18 protein-coding genes and 1 pseudogene are annotated in these 21,317 nt (G+C 57.6%); 8 read left to right on the plus strand and 11 right to left on the minus strand.

Features of this window, described 5'->3' with window-relative positions:
* The first annotated feature begins 44 nt into the window (after nt 1-44).
* The 3 genes from dbpA to yccS all read left to right on the plus strand — a co-directional run bounded on the left by dbpA (nt 45) and on the right by yccS (nt 5,121).
* The gene (gene dbpA / locus ACA048_RS27330) at nt 45-1,382 is read left to right on the plus strand and encodes an ATP-dependent RNA helicase DbpA (RefSeq protein ID WP_497629936.1); all 1,338 of its coding nucleotides are present in this window, start codon (nt 45-47) and stop codon (nt 1,380-1,382) included.
* A 143-nt stretch (nt 1,383-1,525) separates the two neighbouring features.
* Complete coding sequence (locus tag ACA048_RS27335; protein ID WP_497627040.1) at nt 1,526-2,704, plus strand: BaiN/RdsA family NAD(P)/FAD-dependent oxidoreductase; 1,179 nt, start codon at nt 1,526-1,528, stop codon at nt 2,702-2,704.
* Between the two features lie 233 nt (nt 2,705-2,937).
* On the plus strand, nt 2,938-5,121 hold the full coding sequence (gene yccS / locus ACA048_RS27340; RefSeq protein ID WP_497627041.1) for a YccS family putative transporter: 2,184 nt from the start codon (nt 2,938-2,940) through the stop codon (nt 5,119-5,121).
* 154 nt (nt 5,122-5,275) lie between these two features.
* On the opposite strand, the gene ACA048_RS27345 is transcribed toward yccS, so the two are convergent.
* The gene (locus ACA048_RS27345) at nt 5,276-6,013 is read right to left on the minus strand and encodes a substrate-binding periplasmic protein (RefSeq protein ID WP_497627042.1); all 738 of its coding nucleotides are present in this window, start codon (nt 6,011-6,013) and stop codon (nt 5,276-5,278) included.
* A gap of 258 nt (nt 6,014-6,271) precedes the next feature.
* Here ACA048_RS27345 and ACA048_RS27350 point away from each other — a divergent pair, with 258 nt between their 5' ends.
* Nucleotides 6,272-6,724 (plus strand): GNAT family N-acetyltransferase, encoded by a 453-nt coding sequence (locus tag ACA048_RS27350; RefSeq protein WP_497627043.1) that lies wholly within the window; start codon nt 6,272-6,274, stop codon nt 6,722-6,724.
* 114 nt (nt 6,725-6,838) lie between these two features.
* Here ACA048_RS27350 and ACA048_RS27355 read toward each other — a convergent pair whose 3' ends face one another.
* The 3 genes from ACA048_RS27355 to ACA048_RS27365 are packed head-to-tail and all read right to left on the minus strand — an operon-like array spanning nt 6,839 to nt 9,821.
* Nucleotides 6,839-7,135, minus strand: a complete 297-nt coding sequence (locus ACA048_RS27355) for a winged helix-turn-helix domain-containing protein (protein ID WP_497627044.1) — start codon at nt 7,133-7,135, stop codon at nt 6,839-6,841.
* A gap of 25 nt (nt 7,136-7,160) precedes the next feature.
* Complete coding sequence (locus ACA048_RS27360; RefSeq protein WP_497629937.1) at nt 7,161-7,652, minus strand: YgjP-like metallopeptidase domain-containing protein; 492 nt, start codon at nt 7,650-7,652, stop codon at nt 7,161-7,163.
* 45 nt (nt 7,653-7,697) lie between these two features.
* Nucleotides 7,698-9,821 carry a putative bifunctional diguanylate cyclase/phosphodiesterase gene (locus tag ACA048_RS27365; RefSeq protein ID WP_497627045.1) on the minus strand — a complete coding sequence of 708 codons (2,124 nt, stop codon included), beginning with the start codon at nt 9,819-9,821 and terminating at the stop codon, nt 7,698-7,700.
* A 324-nt stretch (nt 9,822-10,145) separates the two neighbouring features.
* Here ACA048_RS27365 and ACA048_RS27370 point away from each other — a divergent pair, with 324 nt between their 5' ends.
* Both ACA048_RS27370 and ACA048_RS27375 read left to right on the plus strand, forming a co-directional pair.
* Entirely contained in the window at nt 10,146-10,814 is a 669-nt protein-coding gene (locus ACA048_RS27370; RefSeq protein ID WP_497627046.1) for a polysaccharide lyase family 7 protein, read from the plus strand.
* Nucleotides 10,815-11,351: 537 nt separating this feature from the next.
* A pseudogene (locus tag ACA048_RS27375) lies at nt 11,352-11,644 on the plus strand (fructose-bisphosphate aldolase).
* Nucleotides 11,645-11,704: 60 nt separating this feature from the next.
* Here the strand turns inward: ACA048_RS27375 and ACA048_RS27380 are convergent.
* Nucleotides 11,705-11,950, minus strand: coding sequence for a hypothetical protein (locus ACA048_RS27380; protein WP_497627047.1), 246 nt, complete (start codon nt 11,948-11,950; stop codon nt 11,705-11,707).
* Between the two features lie 279 nt (nt 11,951-12,229).
* Between ACA048_RS27380 and ACA048_RS27385 the strand changes: the two genes are divergently transcribed.
* A complete protein-coding gene (locus ACA048_RS27385) occupies nt 12,230-12,928 on the plus strand; it encodes a transposase (RefSeq protein WP_497627048.1) in 699 nt (232 codons plus the stop codon).
* Nucleotides 12,929-13,669: 741 nt separating this feature from the next.
* On the opposite strand, the gene fba is transcribed toward ACA048_RS27385, so the two are convergent.
* The 6 genes from fba to tkt form a co-directional block, all read right to left on the minus strand.
* Nucleotides 13,670-14,734, minus strand: coding sequence for a class II fructose-bisphosphate aldolase (gene fba / locus ACA048_RS27390; RefSeq protein WP_497627049.1), 1,065 nt, complete (start codon nt 14,732-14,734; stop codon nt 13,670-13,672).
* A gap of 238 nt (nt 14,735-14,972) precedes the next feature.
* Nucleotides 14,973-15,305, minus strand: coding sequence for an MliC family protein (locus tag ACA048_RS27395; RefSeq protein WP_059182035.1), 333 nt, complete (start codon nt 15,303-15,305; stop codon nt 14,973-14,975).
* A gap of 56 nt (nt 15,306-15,361) precedes the next feature.
* Complete coding sequence (locus tag ACA048_RS27400; RefSeq protein ID WP_497627050.1) at nt 15,362-15,583, minus strand: hypothetical protein; 222 nt, start codon at nt 15,581-15,583, stop codon at nt 15,362-15,364.
* A gap of 34 nt (nt 15,584-15,617) precedes the next feature.
* Complete coding sequence (locus ACA048_RS27405) at nt 15,618-16,781, minus strand: phosphoglycerate kinase (protein ID WP_497627051.1); 1,164 nt, start codon at nt 16,779-16,781, stop codon at nt 15,618-15,620.
* A 17-nt stretch (nt 16,782-16,798) separates the two neighbouring features.
* Nucleotides 16,799-17,860, minus strand: coding sequence for an erythrose-4-phosphate dehydrogenase (gene epd, locus ACA048_RS27410; protein WP_497627052.1), 1,062 nt, complete (start codon nt 17,858-17,860; stop codon nt 16,799-16,801).
* Between the two features lie 178 nt (nt 17,861-18,038).
* Nucleotides 18,039-20,036, minus strand: coding sequence for a transketolase (gene tkt / locus ACA048_RS27415; protein ID WP_497627053.1), 1,998 nt, complete (start codon nt 20,034-20,036; stop codon nt 18,039-18,041).
* Between the two features lie 273 nt (nt 20,037-20,309).
* Here tkt and ACA048_RS27420 point away from each other — a divergent pair, with 273 nt between their 5' ends.
* On the plus strand, nt 20,310-21,305 hold the full coding sequence (locus tag ACA048_RS27420) for an ArsR/SmtB family transcription factor (RefSeq protein ID WP_497627054.1): 996 nt from the start codon (nt 20,310-20,312) through the stop codon (nt 21,303-21,305).
* Nucleotides 21,306-21,317: the final 12 nt, after the last annotated feature.

A 21,317-nucleotide genomic window follows, 5' to 3' on the forward strand; every position in this document is an offset into this window, starting at 1 on the left:
CCACCATCGCCACCGCTTTTAATACTTTGCCGCTGTCCGCCGCCATGCTGGCTAACCTCGACTCCCTCGGTTATGCCCAGATGACGCCGATCCAGGCGCAAAGCTTGCCGGTGATCCTCAAGGGGATGGACCTGATCGCCCAGGCCAAGACCGGCAGCGGCAAGACCGCCGCCTTCGGTATCGGCCTGCTGAACCCGATCAATCCGCGCTACTTCGGTTGCCAGGCGCTGATCCTTTGCCCGACCCGCGAGCTGGCGGATCAGGTCGCCAAGGAAATCCGTCGCCTGGCCCGCGCCGAAGACAACATCAAGGTTCTGACCCTGTGCGGCGGCGTATCCCTCGGCCCGCAGATCGCTTCGCTGGAGCATGGCGCACACATCATCGTCGGCACGCCGGGGCGCATTCAGCAGCACCTGCGCAAAGGTTCGCTGGTACTGCACGGCCTGAACACGCTGATTCTCGACGAAGCTGACCGCATGCTCGACATGGGTTTCTACGATTCCATCGAAGAAATCATCATGCAGGCCCCGGAACGCCGCCAGACACTGCTGTTCTCCGCCACGTACCCGGTGGGCATCAAGCAACTGGCCTCGAAATTCATGCGCAACCCGCAGCAAGTGAAGGCCGAAGCGTTCCACGATGACACGCAGATCGAACAGCGCTTCTACGAGATTTCCCCGGAAGAGCGCATGAGCGCCGTGACCAAGGTCCTCGGCCACTTCCGCCCGGCATCCTGCGTGGCCTTCTGCTACACCAAGCAGCAGGTTCAGGAAACCGTCGACCACCTGACCGCCAAAGGCATCTCCGCCGTCGGTCTGCATGGCGATCTGGAACAGCGTGATCGCGACCAGGTGCTGGCGATGTTCGCCAACCGCAGTACTTCGGTACTGGTGGCCACCGACGTCGCCGCTCGCGGTCTGGACATCGATTCGCTGGACATGGTGATCAACGTCGAACTGGCCCGTGATTCGGAAATCCACATTCACCGTGTCGGCCGTACCGGTCGTGCCGGTGAGAAAGGCCTCGCGATCAGCCTGGTCGCACCGCCCGAAGCGCAGCGCGCCCAAGCCATCGAACAACTGCAGCAGTCGCCGTTGACCTGGGACCTGGTGGACAACCTCACCAATCAGGGCGGCGGGCCGCTGCTGCCGCTGATGAGCACGCTGTGCATCGGTGCCGGCCGTAAAGACAAGGTTCGTCCGGGCGACATTCTGGGCGCACTGACCGGCGATGCCGGCATTCCGGGCGCTCAGGTGGGCAAGATCGCAATTTTCGACTTCCAGGCGTATGTGGCGGTTGAACGCAGTATCGCCAAGCAAGCCTTGCAGCGTTTGAATGACGGCAAGATCAAAGGCCGTTCATTGCGCGTGCGCATCCTGTAAAACCGCCACCGCCCTGTAGGAGCAAAGCTTGCTCGCGATTGAGGCGCCGCGGTCCGATAGGTGGACCGCGTTATCGTTCATCGCGGGCAAGCCTTGCTCCTACAGGAGTGCGCCAGCCCTGAGTTTTGTGTGAGGACACCGTTTTGCGCTCTACCGAAGTCGTGATCATTGGCGCTGGCGCCGCAGGGTTGATGTGTGCGCTGACCGCCGCCGGGCGTGGGCGCAAGGTGATGTTGCTCGACCATGCGAACAAGGCCGGCAAGAAAATCCTGATGTCGGGCGGTGGCCGCTGTAATTTCACCAACATGTACACCGAACCTGGCAATTTCCTCTCGCAGAACGAACACTTCTGCAAATCCGCACTGGCGCGCTACACCCAGTGGGATTTCATCGGCATGGTCGCCAAACATGGCGTGCCGTACCACGAGAAAAAGCTCGGGCAGTTGTTCTGCGATAACAAATCCAGCGACATCCTCGAAATGCTGCTCAACGAGTGCGATCAGGTCGGCGCGAGCCTGCACCTGGACACCTCGATCCAGACCATCGAAAAACTCGAAAGCGGTTACCTGCTGGACACCACGATGGGCCAGATCACCTGTGAGTCTTTGGTGATCGCCACGGGCGGACTGTCGATCCCGACCTTGGGTGCGACCGGTTTCGGTTATCAGGTCGCCAGACAGTTCGGCCACGAACTGCTGCCAACCCGCGCCGGCCTGGTGCCGTTCACCATCACTGATCAGCTGAAAGAGCTTTGCACCGAGCTGTCCGGTACGTCGGTGGATTGCCTGGTGAGCTGCAACGATCAGAGTTTCCGCGAGAACATCCTGTTCACTCACCGCGGCCTCAGCGGCCCGGCGATTTTGCAGATTTCTTCGTTTTGGGAATCCGGCGACACGGTCGAGATCAACCTGATGCCGGACCACGACGTGCATGGCTGGCTGCAACAGCAGCAAGTCGAACGTCCGAACAGCGAATTGAAAACCCTGCTGGGGGAAATCTTCACCAAGAAGATGGCCAACCTGCTGGCGGATAACTGGTTCGCGTCCAAACCGATGAAGCAGTACACCCACGCCGAAATCGCCGACATCGCCGAAAAACTGGCGAGCTGGAAAGTGATACCGGCCGGCACCGAAGGCTACCGCACCGCCGAAGTCACCTTGGGTGGCGTCAACACAAACGAAGTGTCGTCCAAAACCATGGAATCGCTGAAAAGCCCTGGTTTGTACTTCATCGGCGAAGTGCTCGACGTGACCGGGCATCTGGGCGGCTTCAACTTCCAGTGGGCCTGGGCTTCAGCCTACGCCGCCGCACAGTACGCCTGAACTACCGCGTTATCGTTTCCCCCTGTAGGAGCCGAGCTTGCTCGCGATAGCGGTCTAACAGCCAACATCATCGTTGAATGTTAACCCGCCATCGCGAGCAAGCTCGGCTCCTACAATTGCGGGGGGCTTGCAAGGAAGGAACAGATTTTGCTGTCAGATGTGATCGGCGCCATTGCGTCGGCGTCATTACTGGCTCAATTTAGCGTCATTGCCTCGGAAGGCCTTCGCACTTCATGTCATCGACTCCTCTCAGTCAGTCTCTGCGTCGCCTCTGGGCGCTGGATAAATTCAGCTACAGCGTGCGGGTATTCATTGCCCTGACCGGCAGCATGGCGGTCTGTTGGTATCAGGATGAAATGGGGCTGCTGATCCCGTTATTCCTGGGGATCATCGCCAGCGCCCTGGCCGAAACCGACGACAGTTGGCAGGGCCGCCTCAACGCACTCGCCGTGACGCTGGTGTGTTTCAGCGTCGCCGCCTTCTCCGTCGAACTGCTCTTCCCCTCCCCCTATATCTTCATCATCGCCCTGGCCTTGGCCAGTTTTTGCCTGACCATGCTCGGCGCCCTCGGCGAGCGCTATGGCGCCATTGCCTCGGCGACGCTGATTCTGTCGGTCTACACCATGATCGGCGTCGACCAACGCGGCGGCGCCGTCACCGATTTCTGGCATGAACCGGTGCTGCTGGTGGCCGGTGCGGCCTGGTACGGTTTGCTGTCGGTGCTGTGGCAGGCGCTGTTTTCCAACCAGCCCGTGCAGCAGAGCCTGGCGCGATTGTTTCGCGAGTTGGGTTATTACCTGAAGCTGAAATCGTCGCTGTTCGAGCCGATCCGGCAAATGGACGTGGAAGCACGTCGACTGGAACTGGCCCAGCAGAACGGACGCGTGGTGGCGGCCCTGAACGCCGCCAAGGAAATCATTCTGCACCGGGTCGGCAACGGTCGGCCGGGATCGAAAGTCAGCCGCTACCTGAAACTGTACTTCCTCGCTCAGGACATCCACGAGCGCGCCAGTTCTTCGCATTACCCCTATAACGCACTCGCCGAGGCGTTTTTCCACAGCGACGTCCTGTTCCGCTGTCAGCGTCTGTTGCGTCAGCAAGGCAAGGCTTGCCGTGCACTGGCGGAATCGATCCAGATGCGTCAGCCGTTCGTCTATGACGCAAGCTTCGCAGAAGCTCTCGGCGACCTGCATGCCTCCATCGAACACCTGCGCATTCAGAGCAACCCGGCCTGGCGCGGGCTGTTGCGTTCGCTGCGGGCGCTGGCGGCCAACCTCGCCACACTCGACCATTTGCTCAGCGATGCGAGCAACCCGGAAGCCTTGGCCGATGCCACCGACAGCAGCCTGCTCGACCGTTCGCCCCGCAGCCTCAAAGATGTGTGGGTACGTTTGCGCACGCAACTGACGCCGACGTCGCTGCTGTTCCGCCATGCACTGCGTTTGCCCCTGGCGCTAAGCATCGGCTACGGCATGGTGCATTTGATTCACCCTTCTCAGGGTTACTGGATCATCCTCACCACGCTGTTCGTTTGCCAGCCGAACTACGGCGCTACCCGACGCAAACTCGGTCAACGGATCATAGGCACCGCAATCGGCCTGACGATGGCGTGGGCGCTGTTCGATCTGTTCCCGAATCCGTTGATCCAGTCATGCTTTGCGATTGCCGCAGGGGTGGTGTTCTTTATCAACAGAACCACTCGCTATACCTTGGCCACGGCCGCGATCACCTTGATGGTGCTGTTCTGCTTCAACCAGGTCGGGGACGGTTATGGGCTGCTCCTGCCGCGACTGCTTGATACCTTGCTCGGCAGCCTGATTGCCGGGCTCGCGGTATTCCTGTTCCTGCCGGACTGGCAGGGCCGACGCCTGAACAAAGTGCTGGCCAACACCCTGACCTGCAACAGCATTTACCTGCGGCAAATAATGCAGCAATACGCGGCCGGCAAAAGCGACGACCTGGCTTATCGCCTGGCTCGACGCAACGCACACAACGCCGACGCGGCACTGTCGACGACACTGGCCAACATGCTCATGGAGCCTGGGCACTTCCGGAAAGAAGCAGATGTCGGGTTTCGTTTTCTGGTGCTGTCGCACACGCTGCTCAGCTATTTGTCCGGGCTGGGGGCGCACCGGGAAACGGCGCTACCTGCGGATGTGCGTGAGCAGTTGATTGAGGGTGCCGGCGTGAGCCTGGCGGCGAGCATCGACGAGATCGCTCAAGGCCTGGCGAGCAAACAGCCGGTGGCGATTCAGAGTGATGAGGAGGAGGCCCTGGCGAATTCGCTTGAGCAGATGCCCGATGAAATCGATGAAGGGCAGCGGCTGGTGCAGACGCAGTTGGCGTTGATTTGTCGGCAACTGGGACCGTTGCGGACGTTGGCGGCGCATTTGATCAAGGACACCAGCGAGACTTGAGATTTGCGGAGGCTTGGCCGGCCTCTTCGCGAGCAAGCCCGATCCCACATTAGATCTCCAGCGATCACATATTGTATGAACAACAGAGATTAAATGTGGGAGCGGGCTTGCTCGCGAAGGGGCCATCAACTCCACCAAAAACCTCGGATCAACCTTACATCCCATGCTGCTTCATCAACCGCGCATAACTGCCATCAGCCTTCATCTCGGCAATCTCACGATCAAACCCGGCGACGATCTGCTCATGCTGCGGGTTCTTCAGGCTGACCAATATGTGCAGGCTGTTCTCGCTCAACGGCTTGGGTAAAAACTCCACCGCATTACGCACTTTGGATGATTCAAGCGCCAGGTAATAACGGGCGACGTACTCGTCCTCCAGCGTCAACTTGACCCGGTCTGCCGCCACCATGCGCACCGCCATGGAAAAGTTATGCACCGGGACTTTCTGCAGCGACGCGTCATCATCGAACTCCGGCGAATAGGCGTAGCCCCGCACAATCGCAATCGGATAGGTGTGCAGTTGCTGCAAGTTGTTGTATTCGATGGGTGCGTCTTTGCGTTTCAGAAAACGCACGCGGTTAAGCAGGTATTCGCCGGAGAATTGGCCCAGTTTGGTCCGATCGTCGGTGTACCAGGCGTTGACCAGCACGTCATATCGTCCCTCGCCTACGCCCAATAACGCCCGGGCCCAAGGCACCTGTTCAAAATCACTGGCATAGCCTGCGCGTGCCAGCGCAGTCGTGACGATGTCCGTCGCCAACCCACCGTTGACCAGCGTGGCGTCGGTGAAAGGCGGCCAGGCATCGGCGACCAGACGCAGCTTTTCCGCTGCCGCGCCCTGTGTCAGCAACAGCAATACGATCAAAGCAGAAGCTCGATGCAATCGCGGCATGCTAGAAAATCCTTAGCGGGCGGGTTACCCGGCGTGTTTTTTTCAGCCCAAACTCCAAGACCCATGTACCGGCAGCCAGGTACTCAAAATAGCTCATTGAAGCCAACGCACAGCGCTTCACCGCAGATTACACAAAGATGACAACACCGCGCGAAATGAATGATGGCATTTTGGCCTTTGTCACAGATTTTCCTGCCATAAAGACAACTGTCCTCAGGACGCTTAGTATCGGAGCGACGATGTTCAAGGAACGTGAAAATGACAATTGACTGGATCTGCAAACACCATAGCGACCTGGGTAAAGAACAGCTGTACGCCATTCTGCAATTGCGCGCAGAGGTGTTCGTCGTCGAGCAGAAATGCATCTATCAAGACATCGATGGCCAGGATCTGGAAGGTGACACCTGCCATTTGATGGCGTGGGACGAGAATCGGCTGGTGGGCTACCTGCGACTGCTCGACCCGCAATTGCAGGGTGGCGATGTGGTGATTGGTCGGGTCATTGTTGCCCCGGCGACACGTGGCACCGGGATAGGGCACGAGCTGATGACGCAGGCGTTGAAGCAGGTTGAGAAGCACTGGCCGGACATGCCGGTTTATCTGTCGGCCCAGGCGCATTTGCAGGGGTATTACCGACGGTATGGGTTTGTGGTGGCGGGTGAGGAGTATGTCGAGGATGGCATTCCGCACATTGGGATGCGTCGGCTTTAAGGGCCCCATCGCGAGCAGGCTCACTCCCACAGGGATCACCTCAATCCTGGGGTGTACTCAATCCTGTGGGAGCTGGGCTTGCGCGCGATGGCGTCAGTTGCCGCACCGCAGATGCTAGGGGTACTCCAGCACCGCTTTGATCTGCCGCAAATTGCGCTCGATCCACCCCCGATCAATCGCCCCCCACTCACGAATCCGATAGCGCCCCGCATGATTGCGTGCGCCCTCTTCCTGCTCGAATTCGCAAACAATGTCCAGATCCGCCAACGCCGCAATCGTGTCCTGCGCCGTGCGCCGGGGCATGCCGGTTACGTCGGTCAAGGCCGGGACGCTGCTCGCCTGCCCACTGTCGATCAGGTACGCCACGTACAACCGGCGATAGAAACTGCTCTTGGTCTTGCTGACTTCCATTCAAACACTCCCGGCTGTTGATCTGTTATTGCATGTCCCGCCAGGTCAGGTACACCCGCAGGTCAAACTCCACCTGGTGATAGCCCGGCAGCATGTGTTCGCAGAGTTTGTAGAACGCCTTGTTGTGATCGGACTCTTTGACGTGCGCCAGTTCATGCACCACGATCATTTTCAGAAACTGCGAAGGCGCTTCCTTGAACAGCGAGGCCACACGAATTTCTTTCTTGGCCTTGAGTTTGCCGCCCTGCACCCGCGAAATGGTTGTGTGCAAGCCAAGCGCGCGATGAGTGAGGTCCAGACGGTTATCGAATAGCACCTTGTCGATGGCCGGGGCGTTACGCAGGTATTCCTGCTTGAGGTCCAGCGCATAGGTGTACAGCGCCTTGTCGCTCTGTACACCGTGCTTTTGCGGGTAGCGCTTGTTCAGGTAGTCGCCCAGCCGATCTTCTGCGATCAGCTGGCGCACTTGATCCTGCAATGCAGCAGGATAGGCCTGGAGGTATTTCAACGCGGTCATTGGGGCGGCAACACGAATCACGAAAAGGTCGCCAGTGTAGCGAATTCAACTGTTCAGTGCGCTCCAGTCGAACAGTTGCACAAAGTCGCCGACGTCCTCGGCCATCATCGGCCGCGCCACCAGAAAACCTTGCATGTACTCAAAGCCATTCGCTTGCAGCCATTGATACTGAGCAACGGTTTCCACCCCTTCGGCGATCACCCGCATTCCATATTCCTTGCACAGGTCAATCACATTGCGCACCAGCGCTGCATCCCGCGAGGAATCGGGCAGGCGGGCGATCAAGTGCCGGTCGAACTTGAGCGTGTCCAGTTCCAGGTCGCGCAGATGTGACAGGGAGCAAGGCCCGGAACCGAAGTCATCCAATGCCACCCGAACCCCAAGATTGCGTAGCAAACGCAGGGTCTTGCGGGTTTCTTCGGGATTTTGCATCAGCGCTTCTTCCGTCACCTCGACTTCCAGATGACGCGGCTCCAGGCCATCGCGCCCCAGCACCTGGCGCAATTCAGTGACCAGGTTAGGCATGCCGAACTGGGTGCTGCTCAAACTGACACCAAGCACCAGATCCTCGGCAAACAAGGTTTCCCAGGCCTTTCGCTGCCCAACTCCACGATGGTAAATCCAGCTTCCCAGCCGACTGATCAGCCGCGCCTCTTCCAGCAATGGCAAAAACAGCCCCGGCGGGACATCGCCGACGCTCGGGTGCTGCCAACGCAGCAATGCCTCGAACCCGCGGATCTGCCCATTGGCGATGGACACTTGAGGTTGATACACCAAATTGAAATCACCGTTTTCGATAGCCGTTCGCACACTTTCTTCGAGCATCAGCCGCGAGCGCGCACGGCCGTTCATTTCGTGATCATAAAAACGGTACTGCTGACGGCCCGCACGCTTGGCTTCGTACATGGCAATGTCCGAGGCCCGCAACATACCGTCGAGGTTGGCCCCGCAATCCGGATACGTCGCAATCCCGATGCTGGCACCCAAGGTGATTTCCAGGCCATCAATCTGCTGACAGATCGATATCCGTTCGATGAGTTTTTCCGCAATCTTCGCCGCCTGCTCGGGAAACTCCAGATCCAGCAACGCCGTAAACTCATCGCCGCCCATGCGCGCCAGAATGTCGAAGGGCCGCAAACAAGCCTTCAACTGTTCGGACACCCAACGCAGCACGCGATCCCCGATATCGTGACCGAGGGAATCATTGACCCGTTTGAAGCCGTCGAGGTCCAGGTACAGCAGCACCCAGGCACTGTCGGCGCGTTCGCCTCGCAGCAGCAGGTTTTCAACGGTCTGGTAGAAGCCTCGGCGATTGAGCAGGCCAGTCAACGGGTCGGTCACAGCCTGGAACTCCAGTTGCTGATGCAGGTGACGCACCACCGACATGTCCAGCACCGTCACCACCATGGCGTGTTGTTCCGCGGGCAATGGCGCGCACGACAGCGCCACCGGCACCTGCTGGCCGGGGGCGGTACGCAACAGCGCGTCATGCAGGCGCAAGGTTTCGCCGCGCTTGTAACCGCTATAAATCTCGGAGTCTGCCCAGACCGGGATATGCGGTTTTTGCAGGAAATCCAGAAACTCTTTGCCTTGCAACTCCTGCACCGTGGCATTGAGCAGCCGCGACATGGCCGGGTTGGCAAAACGGATCACTCCGTCCTCACTCACCACCAGAATGCCTTCGGCTGCGTTCTCCAACACCGAGGCATTAAACGCGCGAGCGGCTTCCAGGTCATGGCTCAGGCGCTGCAACTCACGGCGATTACGCTGATGCTCCAGCAGGGCCTGAACTTTGGGTTTGAGAATTTGCGGGTCGAACGGCTTGAACAGGTAATCCACCGCACCGCTGGCGTAACCCTTGATCACGGCGTCTTGAGACTGTTCGTTGGCTGTCAGGAAAATGATCGGCGTGTGGCGCGTTCGCTGGCTACCGCGCATCAGGCGAGCCACTTCAAAACCGTCCATGCCCGGCATTTGCACATCGAGCAATACCAGGTCGACATCGTGTTTGAGCAACAGGCCGAGCGCTTCAAAGCCGGAGGCGGCGGTCATGACCTGCCAGTCCTGGCGCTGGAGCAACGCGCGCATGCTGATCAGGCTTTCAGGGTAATCATCGACGATTAAAAGGATCGAGCTGCCTTCGGTTGGCGTGGGTTGCGCGCATTCCATGCTGCTTCTCTTGTGCGGGGGCGTCAGGCCGATTTCTCATGAAAACCGGACAAATACTGTGTCTTGACTCTAGACCGGGATCCGCAAAAGCAGAAGCCATCAGAGCGCCATCATTTAACCAATGCGTTCATTTGCCGACTAACGGTCGGGCCTGCAAGCCCCGAAAACCGGGCGAGATGGCATTTCGACAGGATGTTGACGCCAATCATTTGCCATTCCGACTTTAACAAAGTGGCCTTCTACGCTTATAAAGACCGCCCTCCAAGGCGCGTGCTAGAGCTTCTGGTACGTGCGTGCAGTAAAAACTTTGTGGAAGCTTTGTCTATGATCGATCTCGCAACCTGGAACCTCAGCGTTCCTGTGGGCAATCCGCCGTACACCGTTGAAACCGCCAAACTGGTGGACGGCTTCAAGGACCAATACTTCCATTCCGACACTGGCACCTTGTTCTTCTGGGCCCCGGTAACGGGTTCGCGCACCGCAAATGCCATCTACCCTCGCACCGAACTGCGCGAAACCTACAGCAACGGCACCCTGAAAAACTGGTACTACCCGGACGCCGACAACTCCCTTCGCGCGACGCTGGCGGTGAATCAGGTGCCCAGCTCGGGCAAGATCGTCATTGGCCAGATCCATGCCTATGAAAGCCAGAAACCGTTGGTCAAGGTTGAATACCAGTACAAGACCAAGACCTCTACCGGCAACATCGTCGCCAAAGTGCGCATGCATCCGGATGATGATGAAGGCCGGGTAATCACCATTGCGACGGGCGTGAAACTGGATCAGGAGTTTTCCTATCTGATTCACCTGAGCCCGGGTGGTGCGTTGGGCATCAGTGCCGCGGGTTATCAGTGGGACACCAACATCAGCGCCACCTGGCGTGATAAACCGCTGTACTTCAAGGCTGGGGTTTATGTGCAAGACAACACTGGGTACACCAGCGAGGGTGGGAAAGTGACGTTTAGTAAGCTGGATATTGATCACGACAAATAGCCCACCATCCCGATCCATGTAGCAGCTGCCGAGCCCGCGAGCTCGACAGCTGCTACAAAAAAACATCTGAGCGTCCGAAAAACTCGTAGGACTCCTCCGACCGTGGCGAGGGAGCTTGCTCCCGCTGGGCTACGAAGTAGCCCCAAATCCTGCCACCTGATTTCCACAGACACACCACACCCCCGATTTACGGCGCCTGCGCCGCCGAACGGGAGCAAGCTTCCTCGTCACAATGTCCGCATACACGTCCTACAGCCCGGTTGCGGCTACCCGAATCGCTGCCTAAAGTTGGCCTGTCGCCGACATCGTTGGCGATAGGGTTTCGCAGCCCTAGCGATACGTGTAGTAACCTAGCGCCTCGAGAAAGATGGGCGCCTCAGCACTCGTCCTCCTTTTTATGGTGGCTGTGTGTGGGAGACCTTCGGGTCTGCCGGGTTCCTCGTATCCCTGGTCTGCGAACCCGCACATAGCTACCACCCCATTCGTTTCGCAGCGAACGGTAGTAGTTCTTCTTTCAGATACGAGGAAGATTTACTTATGACAATGAACAATCCGCCCCGCCGCTTCACCCCAATGTCCCAGTTGGCCACCGACTATCCGTCCTTCTCATCGACAATGACGCCCCGCTACGCGAACTCCATAACTGCGTCAGCGAACGCCTCAATGCCGTCCTCAAATACCTGAACCTGATGGCCTGCACCAGCCTGCCCGACTACGCCGAGAACGACATCAACACCGTTACCAACATCGCCCGGATCCTGATCCAGGATGCAAACGATGTGTTTCGAGTGATTGAACAGCGCGGCTTTGATCAACCGAAAGCGCAGTAGCCTATTTACAGCTAATAAAAACCCGCAGTAATGCGGGTTTTTATTGGGAGCATCCGACTTTCATCTTGCCTTTGGAATAAGCTGTGGGATATCTAGCTTTGTGATATCGCCGACTTTGATCGTTGTTTTTTCACCAGAACCAACCAAAGTTAACGCCAGTATGCCATCAGTGCAGGAATCAAAAAGACCTTGTACGACCTCGCCGCTACCCAGCGTCACATCAATTCGCTGCTTACTACTCAGCGACTCTAATCGCATCGGAATAGAAAGCTGAATATTACCGCCTCCGAATTTGCTATTTTCCATGGATATACTCTCCGTAAATAAATAATAAAAAATGGGGACATCCCAAAAGGTGAAGGGAAAGGGGACAGATCTATTTAATCTCCTCACCTCCTGCAGCTACACACTAACCATAGACAGAGCCAAACTTTAAATCACCTGAGAGAAATGACAGTTTTTAATACCTTTTGGCGATACAGGAGCAATCCAAACAAGAAAAAACACCGCGAATGACTCTTCAGACTGGATCACATCTATTTGATGCTACGCTTCCCCAATCACTACAAGGACGTAGGAGGCTATATGCCCAGAATGGCACGTATTGTTTTACCCAATTATCCGCATCACGTCGTGCAACGAGGCCACAACAAGCAGGTTGTATTCGCCGAACCGAGTGACTACAAGCGCTACCTGGAGGATCTTCGAGAGCTCAAAAACACTTTCGACGTGAAGGTGTATGCCTTTTGCTTGATGACCAATCATGTCCATTTATTGCTCGCGCCGGGGGACGCCGTTGCGGGTCTCGGACAATTAATGAAAAGCCTGGCGGGCCGCATGACACGATATCGCAACAAGCTGGAGGGACGCTCAGGTACGTTGTGGGAGAGTCGATACAAATCCAGCGTGGTTCAAACTGATACCTATCTGCTGGCATGTAGCCGATACATCGAGCTAAACCCGGTGCGCGCTCAGATGGTTCAGCATGCACAAGATTACCCTTGGTCGAGCTTGCACCTGCGTCTCAACGAAACTGCAGAAAACCATTGGCTGGATGAAGACCTTTGCTTCAACGAACTCGGTAAAACCCATACCGAGCGCCTTGCTCGCTATACCTCCTTCATGGACCAGGTGATTCCTCCCTCAGAATTACAGCTGATCAGAGGAGCACTCCAACGCGGTCAGTTGACGGGGGATTCTCGATTTACAAATGAAATTGAACAAATCACTGGATTGCGTATATCGCATCGAACGCGAGGTCGGCCTTCGAAACAGCCCGAATAGAAGCACTAGGGGATTAAATAGATCATTAAATAAATCTGTCCCCTTTTGGATCAAATAGATCATTAAATAAATCTGTCCCCTTTTGGATCAAATAGATCTGTCCCCTCTCCCGTCCCCTCTCCCTCACTTTTGTCCGCAAAAAATCTGTCCCCCTATAGAAAAAATATATCAAGAACTGTCATTTATTACAGGTGACCGTGCAACCTCACAGAACTAGTCTTATCTACGAAACACAATAAAAGAAGAACATAAATAAATCCGCCCCCTTTTCTGGTCCTTCTCTGCATGAGTTGCCAAACTAAAAATCGCGACATCTCTAACAGCACTAAGCACCAGAATCAAAAATCACAGGAAGGAAATAAAAGACTATTAAAGCCCCTTACTTTACAAGTCCGGAAGCTCACAGCACACACCCCCATAGCAACGTGCCTGTAATAGGCGTGGGAGAACCCCGCACTAACGTAAGTATCTGTATTGCCAACCACGGATACGAATTGGCTAGTGTTTTTTGTGACGAACGTGGTCATTTCTCTGCAACATTAAAACTTCAGGGACCTGAGACCCTATCCATTACAGCAAGGTGCGTGTTAGCCAACTCTTTCTCTGATTGGGGCCCAACTCTTACCATTAACTTAAGCTAAGGAAGAAAAAACTCAGACTTACTCGTCATTTTGAAAAACAACCATCCATGAACAACCCGTCTTACGACGGGTTGTTCATGTCAATATAACTTCAAAATATTTAGTTAATCTTAGCGTTCAACTCACCCTTCAAATACCGCTGATACATCCCTTCCAACGAGATCGGCTTGATCTTCGAAGCATTACCCGCCGTACCAAACGCTTCATAACGTGCAATACAAACATCACGCATCGCAGTCACAGTCGCACCAAAGAACTTACGCGGATCAAACTCGCTCGGGTTGGTCGCCATCAGGCGACGCATCGCACCGGTGGACGCCAAACGCAGGTCCGTATCAATGTTGACCTTGCGTACGCCGTGCTTGATGCCTTCGACGATTTCTTCAACCGGCACGCCGTAGGTTTCTTTGATGTCGCCGCCGTACTGGTTGATGATCGCCAGCCACTCTTGCGGAACCGAAGACGAACCGTGCATCACCAGGTGGGTGTTCGGGATGCGTTTGTGGATTTCTTTGATGCGGTCGATGGCCAGTACGTCGCCAGTAGGCGGCTTGGTGAACTTGTAAGCGCCGTGGCTGGTGCCGATGGCGATGGCCAGGGCGTCGACCTGGGTGCGTTTGACGAAGTCAGCGGCTTCTTCCGGGTCGGTCAGCATTTGGCTGTGATCCAGAACGCCTTCGGCGCCGATGCCGTCTTCTTCACCGGCCATGCCGGTTTCCAGCGAACCCAGGCAGCCCAACTCGCCTTCTACCGAGACGCCGCAGGCGTGAGCCAGGGCCACGGTTTGTTGAGTAACACGGACGTTGTAGTCGTAGTCGGTCGGGGTCTTGCCGTCTTCGCCCAGGGAACCGTCCATCATCACCGAGCTGAAGCCCAGTTGGATGGAACGCTGGCAGACGTCAGGGCTGGTGCCGTGGTCCTGGTGCATGCACACCGGGATGTGCGGGAATTCTTCGATTGCCGCGAGGATCAGGTGACGCAGGAACGGGGCGCCGGCGTATTTGCGAGCACCGGCCGAAGCCTGGACGATCACCGGGGAGTCAGTCTTGTCAGCGGCTTCCATGATGGCGCGCATCTGCTCAAGGTTGTTGACGTTGAAGGCTGGAACGCCGTAGCCGAACTCGGCTGCGTGGTCCAGCATCTGGCGCATGCTGATAAGTGCCATTGTGTATGTCTCTCCCGGTTTGGGTCGTTAATCGTGCCAGCCTGCCGTAGCGGCGGCGGCTATTCAAGTTATTGCAGATCGGGGGTTGGTCCGGGCTGCGAATTCGGTCAATGCGTACTGGCCAACACATCCCCTGTAGGAGCCGGCTTGCCGGCGAAGGCGTCCGCTGGGACACCACGTGCCTCAAGGGCCTCTTCGCTGGCAAGCCAGCTTCTACAGGTTTTGCGTTGGTTTCGTCTTACTGCGCTTTACAACCGCGGCCAATCAAATCATTGGTGGCGACCCAGTAAACCAGGCCTTCCTCACCTTTTATGTGAAACGCCAGCATGTCATTGCTGTACAGCGAACCTTCGGCGCCCGGCTCCTGTTTCAAGCGGTACACCTGGTCAGCCCCGCCCAGGCGCACGTCGACTTCCTTGCGGCTGTCGTCGGTGTAGCGCCACAGTACTTTGGCCTGACTGTCACAGGTCCAGGTGGTCCAGTTATCCACAGGTGCAGACGACTGGAACAGGTTCAACTGAGCGCAACCGGCCAGCAACGCCAGCGCCGTAACGGCGATAAAACCTTTCATCCATGTTCCTCGACTGACGGCGCACGCCGCCAGCCCTGAGTAATGAGTCAGACCCGTCAAGGACAACCCTGTTCCTTGGCGGGTGTCTGTGTCTCGTATTTATCCAGGCCATCCGGCCCGGAACGCTTGTTGATCACCGGGTTGGTTTCCGCTTGCCAGTCGGCCTGGTAGCAGCCTTTTTCCTGGGTCTGCGGCGCAGGCTCCGGCATGGCTTTCGGGTTACTCCCGCAAGCCGCCAGCATGCCCGCTGCGATCAACAGCGTTAACGTCTTGACCATGTAAACACTCCTTTGCCTGGTCAAATGGGCGGCCTCAGGCCTTGGCCCGGCTTTCCAGGACTTCAACGGCTGGCAGCACCTTGCCTTCGACGAACTCGAGGAACGCGCCGCCACCGGTAGAAATGTAGGAGATCTGCTCGGCCACGCCATATTTATCGATAGCCGCCAGGGTGTCGCCGCCGCCAGCGATGGAGAACGCCGAGCTTTCTGCAATGGCCTGGGCCAGCACTTTGGTGCCGTTACCGAACTGGTCGAACTCGAACACACCTACCGGACCGTTCCACAAAATGGTCTTGGACGACTTCAGCAGCTCGGCGAAATTCGCCGCAGTCTGCGGGCCGATGTCCAGGATCATGTCGTCGGCGGCCACGTCAGCGATCAGCTTGACGGTAGCAGTGGCGCTCTCGGCGAATTCCTTGGCAACCACGACGTCGACCGGTAGCGGCACGCTGACCTTGGCGGCGATAGCGCGAGCGGTGTCCAGCAGGTCCGGTTCGTACAGGGACTTGCCAATCGGGTGACCGGCAGCGGCCAGGAAGGTGTTGGCGATGCCGCCGCCGACGATCAACTGGTTGCAGATCTGGCTAAGGCTGTTCAGTACGTCGAGCTTGGTCGAGACCTTGGAGCCGGCAACGATGGCGGCCATTGGCTGAGCCGGGGCGCCGAGGGCTTTGCCCAGTGCGTCCAGTTCAGCAGCCAGCAGCGGGCCAGCGGCAGCGACTTTGGCGAACTTGGCCACGCCGTGGGTCGAACCCTCGGCACGATGAGCGGTGCCGAAGGCGTCCATCACGAACACGTCGCACAGGGCGGCGTATTGCTGGGCCAGTTCGTCAGCGTTCTTTTTCTCGCCTTTGTTAAAGCGCACGTTTTCGAACAGTACGATCTCGCCGGCTTTGACGTCGACGCCGCCCAGATAGTCAGCGACCAGCGGCACTTCACGACCCAGAGCCTTGCTCAGGTAGTCAGCAACGGGCTTGAGGCTGTTCTCGGCGGAAAATTCGCCTTCGGTCGGACGGCCAAGGTGCGAGCAGACCATCACGGCCGCGCCTTTCTCCAGGGCCAGCTTGATGGTCGGCAGCGAGGCCAGGATTCGCGCATCGCTGGTGACAACACCGTCCTTGACTGGGACGTTGAGGTCTTCGCGGATCAGTACGCGCTTACCTTGCAGATCGAGGTCGGTCATCTTCAACACGGTCATGGGTCGCAATTCCTGAGTTACTGTTTTGGAGAAGCTGTTGGAGTAGCTGTTTGCAGATAGTGTTCTGCAACGTCCAGCATTCGGTTGGCAAAACCCCATTCGTTGTCGAACCAGGCCAGAATGTTCACCAGCCGCGGGCCGGAAACTCGAGTCTGACTGGCATCGACGATCGCCGAATGTGGGTCATGGTTAAAATCACAACTGGCATGAGGCAACTCGGTATAGGCCAGCAAGCCTTTGAGCGGGCCACTGCTGGCGGCCTCGCGCAGAATCCTGTTGACCTCGGTGGCGTCGGTGTCGCTGACGGTCTGCATCGTAATATCAAGGCAAGACACGTTAACCGTCGGCACGCGTACGGCTTTGGCCTGAATTCGCCCGGCAAGTTCCGGCAGCAGGCGTTCGATGCCACGCGCCAGACCAGTGGACACCGGGATCACCGACTGGAACGCCGAACGGGTGCGGCGCAGGTCTTCGTGGTGATAAGCGTCGATCACCGGCTGATCGTTCATCGCCGAGTGAATGGTGGTGATCGACACGTATTCCAGACCGATCGCCTGATCCAGCAGGCGCAACAGCGGCACGCCGCAGTTGGTGGTGCAGGACGCGTTGGACACCAGCAGTTCATCGCCGGTCAGGCAATCCTGGTTCACGCCGTAGACGATGGTGGCGTCGACATCAGCCTCGCTGGCCATCGGCTGGGAAAACAACACACGCGGCGCGCCGGCGTCGAGGAAGCGCTGGCCATCGGCACGTGTGTGATAAGCGCCGGAGCACTCCAGCACCAGATCGACGCCCAGCGACGCCCAATCGATGCCTTCGGGGGTGGCACTGCGCAGGACTTTCACGCAGTCGCCATTAATATGCAGACAATCGCCCTCAACCCTCACTTCACCGGGAAAACGCCCGTGCGTGGAGTCGAAGCGTGTCAGGTATTCGATACTGGCCATGTCAGCCAGATCGTTGATCGCGACAATTTCAAACCCGGCCTTCTCGCCTCGCTCAAACAATGCACGCAAGACGCAACGACCAATCCGGCCGTAGCCGTTGAGTGCAACTTTGTAAGGACGCGGTTGAGGCATGGGGTTCTCGATAGACGCAGTCAGACGAAACTCTTGTGTGCAACGCAACCCTTGTAGGAGCTGTCTTGCCAGCGAAAGGGCCATCAGATTCAACATTGCTGTCGAATGAAAGGACGCCTTCGCTGGCAAGCCAGCTCCTACAAGGGATTGCGGTGGTCATGAAACCACCGCGCTGTGCTTAGTCTTCCAACAGCTCTTCAGCCTGACCCAGGATATTTTCCAGGGTGAAACCGAACTCTTCGAACAAGGCTGGCGCAGGCGCCGACTCGCCGTAGGTGGTCATGCCAATCACGCGGCCTTCCAGGCCCACGTACTTGTACCAGTAGTCCGCGTGAGCGGCTTCGATGGCGATACGGGCGCTGACCTGCAACGGCAGAACCGCTTGCTTGTAGCCGGCGTCCTGAGCATCGAACACGCTGGTGCAAGGCATCGAAACAACACGCACGTTGCGACCTTGCTCGGTCAGCTTGTCGTAAGCCTGAACCGCCAGGCCCACTTCGGAACCGGTGGAGATCAGAATCAGCTCAGGCTCGCCGTCACAGTCCTTCAACACATAACCGCCACGGGCGATGTCGGCGATTTGCAGCGCGTTGCGATCCTGGTGCTGCAGGTTCTGACGCGAGAAGATCAGCGCCGAAGGGCCGTCCTTGCGTTCCAGAGCCGCCTTCCAGCACACGGCCGATTCAACGGCATCGGCTGGGCGCCAGGTGTCGAGGTTCGGCGTGCTGCGCAGGCTGGTCAGTTGCTCGATTGGCTGGTGAGTCGGGCCGTCTTCGCCCAGGCCGATGGAGTCGTGGGTGTAGACGAACACCACGCGTTTCTTCATCAGCGACGCCATGCGTACCGCGTTGCGCGCATATTCCATGAACATCAGGAACGTTGCGCCGTAAGGCACCAGACCGCCGTGCAGGGCCACGCCGTTCATGATCGCGCTCATGCCGAACTCGCGAACGCCGTAGTACATGTAGTTGCCGCTGGCATCTTCAGCCGAAACACCTTTGCAACCTTTCCACAGGGTCAGGTTGGAACCGGCCAGGTCAGCGGAGCCGCCCAGCAGTTCAGGCAACAGCGGGCCGTAGGCATTCAGAGCGTTCTGGCTGGCTTTACGGCTGGCGATGGTTTCGCCCTTGGCCGCCACTTCAGCGATATAAGCCGAGGCTTTTTCCGCGAAATCAGCCGGCAGCTCGCCGCTCAGGCGACGAACCAGTTCGTTGGCCAGCTCAGGGAATGCAGCGGAGTAAGCAGCGAAACGCTGATCCCACTCGGCTTCGGCCGCTTTGCCGGCTTCCTTGGCGTCCCACTCGGCGTAGATGTCAGCCGGGATTTCGAACGGACCGTGGCTCCACTTCAGGGCAGCACGGGTCAGAGCGATTTCCGCGTCACCCAATGGGGCGCCGTGGCAGTCTTCCTTGCCTTGCTTGTTCGGCGAACCGAAACCAATGGTGGTCTTGCAGCAGATCAGGGTTGGCTGATCGCTTTTACGCGCGGTTTCGATGGCGGTCTTGATTTCCTCCGGGTCATGACCGTCGACGTTGCGGATCACTTGCCAGTTGTAGGCTTCGAAACGCTTCGGGGTGTCGTCGGTGAACCAGCCTTCGACTTCGCCGTCGATGGAAATGCCGTTGTCATCGTAGAAAGCGATCAATTTGCCCAGGCCCAAGGTACCGGCCAGGGAACCGACTTCGTGGGAAATGCCCTCCATCATGCAGCCATCACCCAGGAACACGTAGGTGTGGTGATCGACAACATTATGGCCAGGACGGTTGAACTGCGCCGCCAGGACTTTTTCTGCCAGGGCAAAACCAACGGCGTTGGCCAAGCCCTGACCCAGTGGACCGGTGGTGGTTTCAACGCCCGGGGTATAGCCGAGTTCCGGATGACCCGGGGTGCGGCTGTGCAATTGGCGGAACTGCTTCAGGTCATCGATCGACAGGTCGTAGCCGGTCAGGTGCAGCAGCGAGTAAATCAACATCGAACCGTGGCCGTTGGACAGGACGAAGCGGTCACGGTCGGCGAACGATGGATTGCTCGGGTTGTGCTTAAGGTAGTCACGCCAAAGTACTTCGGCGATATCCGCCATACCCATAGGGGCACCGGGATGGCCGCTGTTGGCTTTTTGCACGGCATCCATACTGAGGGCACGAATGGCGTTGGCACGCTCACGACGGCTTGGCATCGCTGTTCTCCTGCGGGTTCTGTAACGAGAGTGAATAAAACGAAATGGAAAAAAGGCGAGCATTTTCCCTCACCGGGCCGCCTCGGGGCAATGACAGATAGTCATCTGGAGGCGTTTTTCCAATGGATTAAGGTGGTTTCGACGGGTGAAACCTTTCTGCTATTCGTTTGTAGAGTGAACGACACGTTCGGAAGTGCCATCTATCGAGCAATATCAAAACTTTTTGATATTGCTCTTGCAGGGATTTCTACCCGTCACTAGACTGCTGGCCCTATGAATTTACCCGTGCCTTCCATTCAACATGACAATTGCGACGAGCTGGCGGCCCTCTGCAAGGCCGGCGGCGATCCTCTGCGTCTGAATGTATTGCGCGCCCTGGCCAACGATTCGTTCGGCGTACTGGAGCTGGCGCAGATCTTCGGCATCGGTCAGTCCGGCATGAGTCATCACCTCAAGGTATTGGCCCAGGCCGGCCTGGTGGCGACCCGCCGTGAAGGTAACGCGATTTTCTACCGTCGCGCCCTGCCCCATACCGACCTGCTGGGTGGCAAGCTGCACGCCGCGCTGCTGGAAGAAGTGGACAACCTGACCCTGCCGGCCGATGTGCAATCGCGGATCGGCCAGGTGCATGGGCAACGAGCAGCGGCCAGCCAGGACTTTTTCTCACGGGTTGCGGAGAAATTTCGCGCCCAGCAAGACTTGATCGCCGGCCTGCCCCAATACCGTGAAAGCGTGGTGGCCTTGCTCGACAAGTTGAGTTTCAGCACAGGCGCCACGGCCATTGAAGTCGGCCCCGGTGATGGCGAGTTTCTGCCGGAACTGGCGCGCCGTTTCACTGAAGTCACTGCGCTGGACAACAGCCCGGCGATGCTCGAACTGACCCGCCAGGTCTGTGAACGTGAAAAGCTGGCTAACGTCAGCCTGCAATTGGCCGATGCATTGGACGGTGTAAGCCTTCAAGCCGATTGCGTTGTACTGAACATGGTGCTGCACCATTTCGCCGCGCCGGCCGAAGCACTCAAACACATGGCCGACTTGCTGCAACCGGGCGGTAGCCTGCTCGTAACAGAGTTATGTAGCCACAACCAGAGTTGGGCCAGGGAGGCCTGCGGTGATCTCTGGTTGGGGTTTGAACAGGACGATTTGGCCCGTTGGGCCACCGCTGCGGGACTCGTTCCCGGGGAAAGTCTCTATGTAGGCTTACGCAATGGTTTCCAGATCCAGGTCCGCCACTTTCAGCGACCGACTGGCGACACTCACCATCGGTAAATTCAGGAAAAC

The sequence above is a fragment of the Pseudomonas sp. LBUM1659 genome (assembly GCF_059716045.1).

What these genes read in the sequence shown, in the direction of transcription:
- dbpA (WP_497629936.1), top strand. Translation starts at nt 45, where the DNA reads ATGCTGGCTAACCTCGACTCCCTCGGTTATGCCCAGATGACGCCGATC.
- ACA048_RS27370 (WP_497627046.1), top strand. Translation starts at nt 10,146, where the DNA reads ATGATCGATCTCGCAACCTGGAACCTCAGCGTTCCTGTGGGCAATCCG.
- ACA048_RS27400 (WP_497627050.1), bottom strand. Translation starts at nt 15,583, where the DNA reads ATGGTCAAGACGTTAACGCTGTTGATCGCAGCGGGCATGCTGGCGGCT.
- ACA048_RS27405 (WP_497627051.1), bottom strand. Translation starts at nt 16,781, where the DNA reads ATGACCGTGTTGAAGATGACCGACCTCGATCTGCAAGGTAAGCGCGTA.
- yccS (WP_497627041.1), top strand. Translation starts at nt 2,938, where the DNA reads ATGTCATCGACTCCTCTCAGTCAGTCTCTGCGTCGCCTCTGGGCGCTG.
- ACA048_RS27345 (WP_497627042.1), bottom strand. Translation starts at nt 6,013, where the DNA reads ATGCCGCGATTGCATCGAGCTTCTGCTTTGATCGTATTGCTGTTGCTG.
- fba (WP_497627049.1), bottom strand. Translation starts at nt 14,734, where the DNA reads ATGGCACTTATCAGCATGCGCCAGATGCTGGACCACGCAGCCGAGTTC.
- epd (WP_497627052.1), bottom strand. Translation starts at nt 17,860, where the DNA reads ATGCCTCAACCGCGTCCTTACAAAGTTGCACTCAACGGCTACGGCCGG.
- ACA048_RS27420 (WP_497627054.1), top strand. Translation starts at nt 20,310, where the DNA reads ATGAATTTACCCGTGCCTTCCATTCAACATGACAATTGCGACGAGCTG.
- ACA048_RS27395 (WP_059182035.1), bottom strand. Translation starts at nt 15,305, where the DNA reads ATGAAAGGTTTTATCGCCGTTACGGCGCTGGCGTTGCTGGCCGGTTGC.
- ACA048_RS27385 (WP_497627048.1), top strand. Translation starts at nt 12,230, where the DNA reads ATGCCCAGAATGGCACGTATTGTTTTACCCAATTATCCGCATCACGTC.
- ACA048_RS27360 (WP_497629937.1), bottom strand. Translation starts at nt 7,652, where the DNA reads ATGACCGCGTTGAAATACCTCCAGGCCTATCCTGCTGCATTGCAGGAT.
- ACA048_RS27380 (WP_497627047.1), bottom strand. Translation starts at nt 11,950, where the DNA reads ATGGAAAATAGCAAATTCGGAGGCGGTAATATTCAGCTTTCTATTCCG.
- ACA048_RS27365 (WP_497627045.1), bottom strand. Translation starts at nt 9,821, where the DNA reads ATGGAATGCGCGCAACCCACGCCAACCGAAGGCAGCTCGATCCTTTTA.
- ACA048_RS27350 (WP_497627043.1), top strand. Translation starts at nt 6,272, where the DNA reads ATGACAATTGACTGGATCTGCAAACACCATAGCGACCTGGGTAAAGAA.
- ACA048_RS27355 (WP_497627044.1), bottom strand. Translation starts at nt 7,135, where the DNA reads ATGGAAGTCAGCAAGACCAAGAGCAGTTTCTATCGCCGGTTGTACGTG.
- tkt (WP_497627053.1), bottom strand. Translation starts at nt 20,036, where the DNA reads ATGCCAAGCCGTCGTGAGCGTGCCAACGCCATTCGTGCCCTCAGTATG.